The sequence below is a fragment of the Streptomyces sioyaensis genome (genome assembly GCF_004122735.1).
GTDB classification, from domain to species: Bacteria; Actinomycetota; Actinomycetes; order Streptomycetales; family Streptomycetaceae; genus Streptomyces; species Streptomyces sioyaensis.
This window is the reverse complement of record NZ_SDIF01000213.1, coordinates 1-6,278: the sequence shown is the minus strand read 5'-3', so window position 1 is coordinate 6,278 and position 6,278 is coordinate 1. Positions and strand designations below refer to the sequence as shown.

At 73.3% G+C, this 6,278-nt stretch carries 6 protein-coding genes; 1 reads left to right on the top strand and 5 read right to left on the bottom strand.

The features are described from left to right. The first annotated feature begins 47 nt into the window (after nt 1-47). Entirely contained in the window at nt 48-1,304 is a 1,257-nt protein-coding gene (locus EST54_RS32855; protein ID WP_129251336.1) for a CaiB/BaiF CoA transferase family protein, read from the top strand. 129 nt (nt 1,305-1,433) lie between these two features. Here the strand turns inward: EST54_RS32855 and lgt are convergent, their stop codons facing one another. From lgt to trpM, 5 genes are all read right to left on the bottom strand, one after another. Continuing rightward, a complete protein-coding gene (lgt, locus tag EST54_RS32850; RefSeq protein WP_129251335.1) occupies nt 1,434-2,534 on the bottom strand; it encodes a prolipoprotein diacylglyceryl transferase in 1,101 nt (366 codons plus the stop codon). A 197-nt stretch (nt 2,535-2,731) separates the two neighbouring features. Beyond that, a complete protein-coding gene (locus tag EST54_RS32845; protein ID WP_129251334.1) occupies nt 2,732-3,706 on the bottom strand; it encodes a DsbA family protein in 975 nt (324 codons plus the stop codon). Nucleotides 3,707-3,821: 115 nt separating this feature from the next. Beyond that, a complete protein-coding gene (gene trpA, locus EST54_RS32840; protein ID WP_129251333.1) occupies nt 3,822-4,640 on the bottom strand; it encodes a tryptophan synthase subunit alpha in 819 nt (272 codons plus the stop codon). After that, nucleotides 4,637-5,923 (bottom strand): tryptophan synthase subunit beta, encoded by a 1,287-nt coding sequence (gene trpB / locus EST54_RS32835; RefSeq protein WP_129251332.1) that lies wholly within the window; start codon nt 5,921-5,923, stop codon nt 4,637-4,639. Before trpB ends, trpA begins: the two co-directional genes overlap by 4 nt. A 177-nt stretch (nt 5,924-6,100) precedes the next feature. After that, nucleotides 6,101-6,271: a tryptophan biosynthesis modulator TrpM gene (trpM, locus tag EST54_RS36315; protein ID WP_368449594.1), complete on the bottom strand. Its 171-nt coding sequence runs from the start codon at nt 6,269-6,271 to the stop codon at nt 6,101-6,103. Between the last annotated feature and the right edge of the window lie 7 nt (nt 6,272-6,278).

Genomic DNA, 6,278 nt, shown 5'->3' with positions numbered 1-6,278 from the left:
GCCCCCACCCCTGCCCCTGCCCCTGCCCGAACGGAGGCCTGCGCGCCATGACCGACCCGTCCCCCTCCGGGGTGGCCGAGCCCGCCGCGGGCGGCCGCACCTCCCCGCGGCCTCCCGCCTGCGGCCCGCTCACCGGGCTGCGGGTGCTCGATCTCGCCACGCTGTTCGCCGGTCCGCTCGCCGCCACCCTGCTGGGCGACTACGGCGCCGAGGTGGTCAAGGTCGAGCATCCGCACCGGCCCGATCCCTCGCGCGGCCACGGCCCCGCCAAGGACGGCATCGGACTGTGGTGGAAGCTGCTGGGCCGCAACAAGAAGACCATGACGCTGGATCTGTCCCACCCGGGCGGCCGGGACGTGCTGCTGCGGCTCGCCGCCGGGGCGGATGTCGTGATCGAGAACTTCCGACCCGGGACCCTGGAGCGCTGGGGCCTGGGCTGGGAGGAGCTGTCGGCCGTCAACCCGCGGCTGGTGCTGGCCCGGGTCACCGGCTTCGGCCAGTTCGGCCCGTACGCCCGCCGTCCCGGGTTCGGCACGCTCGCGGAGGCGATGAGCGGCTTCGCGGCGATGACCGGCGAGCCGGACGGTCCGCCGACCCTGCCGCCGTTCGGTCTCGCGGACGCGGTCGCCGCCCTCGGCACCTCCTACGCCGTGATGGCCGCGCTGCACGCCCGGACGGCCTCCGGCCGCGGCCAGGTCATCGACATGGCGCTCATCGAACCGATGCTGACCGTCCTGGGTCCGCAGCCGCTCTGGTACGACCAGCTCGGCCATGTCCAGCCGCGGACCGGCAACCGCTCGGCCAATGTCGCGCCGCGCAACACCTACCGCACCGCCGACGGCTCCTGGGTGGCGGTGTCCACGTCGGCCGAGTCGGTCGCCGAGCGGGTGATGCGGCTGGTCGGACGGCCCGAGGTGATCGACGAGCCCTGGTTCGCGACCGGCGCGGGACGGGCGGAGCACGCCGATGAGCTGGACGCGCCGGTCGCCGACTGGATCGCCCGGCACGACCGGACCGAGGTGATGGCCGCCTTCGAAAAGGCCGAGGCGGCCGTCGCACCCATCTACGACATCCGCGAGGTGATGACAGATCCGCAGTACCAGGCGCTGGGCTCGATCACCGAGGTCCCGGACGACGAGCTGGGCACGGTCCGGATGCAGAACGTCCTCTTCCGGCTCTCCGAGACGCCGGGCGCCATCCGGTGGGCGGGACGCCCGCACGGCGCGGACACCGACGAGGTGCTGGCCTCCCTCGGGCTGACCGGCCCCGAGATCGACGGGCTGCGCGCGGCGGGCGCGCTGTGAGGGCGGCCCCACGGACCGGGCCGCGGGCCCGTAGCTGACCCCCGCGGCGGGCGGGGCCGGACAGCACAGCGCCGGGCGGGCCCGAACGTCTCGGGACCGCCCGGCGCTGCCGGCGTACGGTGCGTCGCCTCAGGACTTCTTGGTGCTGCCGCTGCCGGCGGGCTTGGCGGCGTCCTCGGCGGACTCCTCCGCCGGGTCCTCGCCCGTCGCGTCGCCGGCCGCGTCCGTCGCGGACCCGGTGGCGGCCTCCGCGGCCTTGTCGTCCCCGGAGTCCGTGGAGTCCGTCCCGCCGTTGTCGGACGCCGCCTTCGAGGACGGCTTCGGGGACGCTTTCTCGACGGACACCGTGCCGCCGTCGACGCCGTCACCGTCCCGGGTGCCCTCGTCGCCCTCCTCGCCCTCGGCGAGCTGTGCGCCCGGCTCGACGACCGCTTCCCGGCCGGGAGCCTTCTTGGCCGAGATCACGAAGTAGGCGACGGCCAGGACGAAGACGATCACGGCGGTCCAGACGTTCAGACGCACCCCGAGGATGTGGTGCGCCTCGTCGACGCGCATGTACTCGATCCAGGCGCGGCCCGCGCAGTAGGCGGCGACATACAGCGCGAAGGCCCGCCCGTGGCCGAGCCGGAAGCGCTTGTCGGCCCAGATGACCAGCGCGGCGACGCCGATGCACCACAGGCACTCGTAGAGGAAGGTCGGGTGGTAGGTGCCGCCGATCCGTCCGATGGCCGGGTCGGAGCTGATCTTCAGCGCCCACGGGACATCGGTCGGCTTGCCGTACAGCTCCTGGTTGAACCAGTTGCCCCAGCGGCCGATCGCCTGCCCGAGGGCCAGGCCGGGCGCCAGCGCGTCGGCGTACGCGGGGAGCGGGATGCCGCGCCGGCGGCAGCCGATCCAGGCGCCCACCGCGCCGAGCGCGACCGCACCCCAGATCCCCAGGCCGCCCTGCCACACCTTGAAGGCGTCGAGCGGGTGGCCGTTCGGGCCGAAGTACGGCTCGTACGTCGTGATGACGTGGTAGAGGCGGCCGCCGACCAGCCCGAAGGGCACGGCCCACACGGCGATGTCCGCGACGGTTCCGGAGCGGCCGCCGCGCTGCACCCAGCGCCTGTTGCCGAGCCAGACACCGACGAAGACGCCGATGATGATGCAGAATGCGTAGCCGCGCAGCGGGACCGGGCCGAGGTAGACGACTCCGGTCGACGGGCTGGGAATGAATGCGAGGTCCATGGCAGGGACGACGCTACCGCGCCGGGCGGGGTCGACGACAACTTCCACCCGGCTACGGCTGCGTAACGACCCTGCCGCGGACGATGACGCGGTGTGTCCGGGACCTTCGGCCCCGGTGCCGAAGGTTCCGCGGGACCCCCCGCCCAGGACGACCGGGACGACCGGGACGACCGGGACGGCCGGGACGGCCGGGACGACTAGGACGCCGGCGTAAGGCCCGCTCCGCTCCGCGCGTCCCGGAGCGCGGCGCTCCGGCCGTGGGTCTGCCGCTCCTGGGACGCCACGCCCGGGGTGCCGGTGTGGCGGTGGTGCGGTGCGGCGCTGTGGTGGCCCGCCGGCTTGCCCGGGTGGGGCGAGGTGCTCGGGTGCGGCGGGAGGCTCTTTCCGGGCTGTTTGCCCTTGTCGGCCTCCTGCACCATCTTCTTGAGATCCGCCGGGGTGAACCGGCCGCCCTTCTCCTGCGCGAGGTCCTTGCCGTTGAGCAGGACGGTCGGGGTGCCGCGGTATCCGGACGTGGCGAAGGCGTCGTTGGACTTCTGCGCGAAGCGGTCGTACCTGCCGTCGTTGACGCAGGCGGTGAAGGCGGGGGTCACCAGTCCCTTGACCTTGCCGGCCAGCTGGAGGAGGTACTTCTTGTCGGCGAACTTGTCCTGCGTCTCGGGCGGCTGGTTCGCGTAGAGGACGTCGTGGTACTCGCGGAACCTGCCCGCGTCCTGCGCGCACAGGGCGGCGTTGGCGGCGTTGAGGGATCCCTTGCCGCCCGCGTTTCCGTCGATGATCGTGACGAGGTGGTACTCGTTCTTGAGCTGACCGGAGTCCACCAGCTCATGGATGACCGGGCGGAAGCCGGTCTCGAACTGCTGGCAGGCGGGGCAGCGGAAGTCCTCCCACACCGTGAGTGTGGAGGGGGCGCCGGCCGCGCCCACCGGGACCGCGGGCCGTTTGCCGCCGCTCGCCTGCTTCGGGACGGCGACCTGGTTGTCGCTCTTGCCGCCGCTGTCGCCGGACGACGAGGCCCAGACGGCGATGCCGCCGGCGATCGCCAGCACCACCACCACCGATCCGGCGACGATCCCCTGCCGACGGCGCCGGGCGCGCGTCTTCTCCTTTTCCCGCTGCTCCTGGAGTCGCTCGCGGGCGGTTCTCTTACCCTCATGGTTCTTCTGGCTCACGCCCCTGGACAACGAAGCGGAGGGGTGACCCTGCACCCCTCCGCACCGATGTTCGCCCTATCGAGGGACAGCGCGCCGGGCCCGCGTGGACGTCCCCCCGGCGAGCGTCCTGCGCCTAGGAGCGCTTGCGCACGCCCTCGGCCAGCTCGCCCGCCAGGGCACGGACCCCGGCGAGGCCGGCCGCCAGGTCACCGTCCGACGCCAGCAGCCGCTTGACGAACGCCGAACCAACGATCACGCCGTCCGCGAACTGCGCCACCTCGGCGGCCTGCTCGGCGTTGGAGACACCGAGGCCGACGCAGACCGGCAGGCCGGTCGTCGCCTTGGTGCGCCGGACGAGGTCCTGCGCCTGGGCGCCCACCGACTCGCGGGTGCCGGTGACCCCCATCAGCGAGGCGGCGTAGACGAAGCCGGAACCCGCCGCTGTGATCTCGGCGAGCCGGGCGTCCTTGCTGCTGGGAGCGACGACGAAGACGGTCGCCAGACCGTGCTTGCCGGCGTGCTCCCGCCAGGTCGCGGACTCCTGGACCGGCAGGTCGGGCAGGATGCAGCCCGCGCCGCCCGCCTCGGCGAGCTCGGCGGTGAAGCGCGCGATGCCGTAGCGGTCGATGGGGTTCCAGTACGTCATGACCAGGACGGGCTTGCCGGTGGCCCGGTGCGCCTCGCGCACCGTCCGCAGCACGTCCGCGATCTTCACGCCGCCGCGCAGGGCGATGTCGTCGGCGGTCTGGATCACCGGCCCGTCGAGGACCGGGTCGCTGTGCGGGAGCCCGATCTCCACGATGTCCGCGCCGCCGTCGAAGACGGCCTTGGCGGCCTCGATACCGCCGTCGACGGTCGGGAATCCGGCGGGCAGGTAGGCGATGAGCGCGGACCGGCCCTCGGCCCGGGCGGCGGCGAGGGTGTCGCTCAACAGCTGGATGTTGCCGCTCACTTGGCGTCCCCTTCGATCTCCGCGCCGGCGGTGTCGGTGTCCGCCTCGACGGCGGCGTCGGTGTCGTACAGGCCGAAGTAGCGGGCGGCGGTGTCCATGTCCTTGTCGCCCCGCCCGGACAGGTTGACCACGATCAGGCCGTCCGGGCCGAGCTCCCTGCCGACCTCCAGCGCCCCGGCGAGGGCGTGCGCGCTCTCGATGGCCGGGATGATGCCCTCGGTCTGCGAGAGCAGGCGCAGCGCCTGCATCGCGGCGTCGTCGGTGACGGCGCGGTACTCGCCGCGGCCGCTGTCCTTGAGGTAGGCGTGCTCGGGCCCGATGCCGGGGTAGTCCAGACCGGCCGAGATGGAGTACGGCTCGGTGATCTGGCCCTCCTCGTCCTGGAGGACGTAGCTGCGGGAGCCGTGCAGGATGCCCGGTTCGCCGGCGGTCAGCGTGGCGGCGTGCTCCCCGGTCTCGATGCCGTGGCCGGCGGGTTCGCAGCCGATGAGCCGGACACCGGTGTCCGGCAGGAAGGCGTGGAACAGGCCGATGGCGTTGGAGCCGCCGCCGACGCAGGCCACGGCCGCGTCGGGCAGGCGGCCGGCGCGCTGGAGGATCTGGCGGCGCGCCTCGACACCGATGACGCGGTGGAAGTCGCGCACCATCGCGGGGAACGGGTGCGGGCCGGCGACGGTCCCGAAGAGGTAGTGGGTGTGGTCGACGTTGGCGACCCAGTCGCGGAAGGCCTCGTTGATGGCGTCCTTGAGGGTGCGGCTGCCGGACTTCACGGCGATGACCTCGGCGCCGAGCATCCGCATCCGGGCGACGTTGAGGGCCTGGCGCTTGGTGTCGATCTCGCCCATGTAGATGGTGCAGTCGAGGCCGAAGAGGGCGCAGGCGGTGGCGGTGGCGACGCCGTGCTGGCCGGCGCCGGTCTCGGCGATGACCCGGGTCTTGCCCATCCGCCGGGTGAGCAGCGCCTGGCCCAGCACGTTGTTGATCTTGTGCGAGCCGGTGTGGTTGAGGTCCTCGCGCTTGAGGAACACGCGGGCCCCGCCGGCCTGTTCGGCGAACCGCGGCACCTCGGTGAGCGCGCTGGGGCGGCCGGTGTAGTTGACCAGCAGATCGTCGAGTTCGGCCGCGAACGCGGGGTCCGCCTTGGCCTTCTCGTACTCGGCGGCGACCTCGTCGACCGCGGCGACCAGCGCCTCGGGGATGAATTTGCCGCCGAAGGCACCGAAGTAGCCCTCGGCGCTGGGGACTTGGCCCTCAGGGTCGGGAAGGAAGAAATCGGAGGACATCTGACGCACTCCTAGACCGGGGCACGCGCCCCGGTAGTCCGGTTCATCGGGAAGTGGGCATGGGGGAAGGCGGCGCGCTGCGGGGTCGCTGCCGCCGCGGAGCCGGCGGGGCCGGTACCGCGGAGGTACGGACGCGGATGCCTCGGGGCATCGCGGCGCCGACACGGGGCCGGCGCGTCAGCGCGCGGGCCCCCGTCGCCATCGCCTGCCGTTGATCTGTCCCGGCTCGGACCCGATGTGGTACCTGACCCGGCGCCCGTGGACCCGCCGCGCGGGGGCCCGGCAGCCGCGGTGCCACGAGGGCAGCGCGGAGCACTTGGCCTCGGGGCGGCGGGGGGCGGCGGTCATGTCGGGG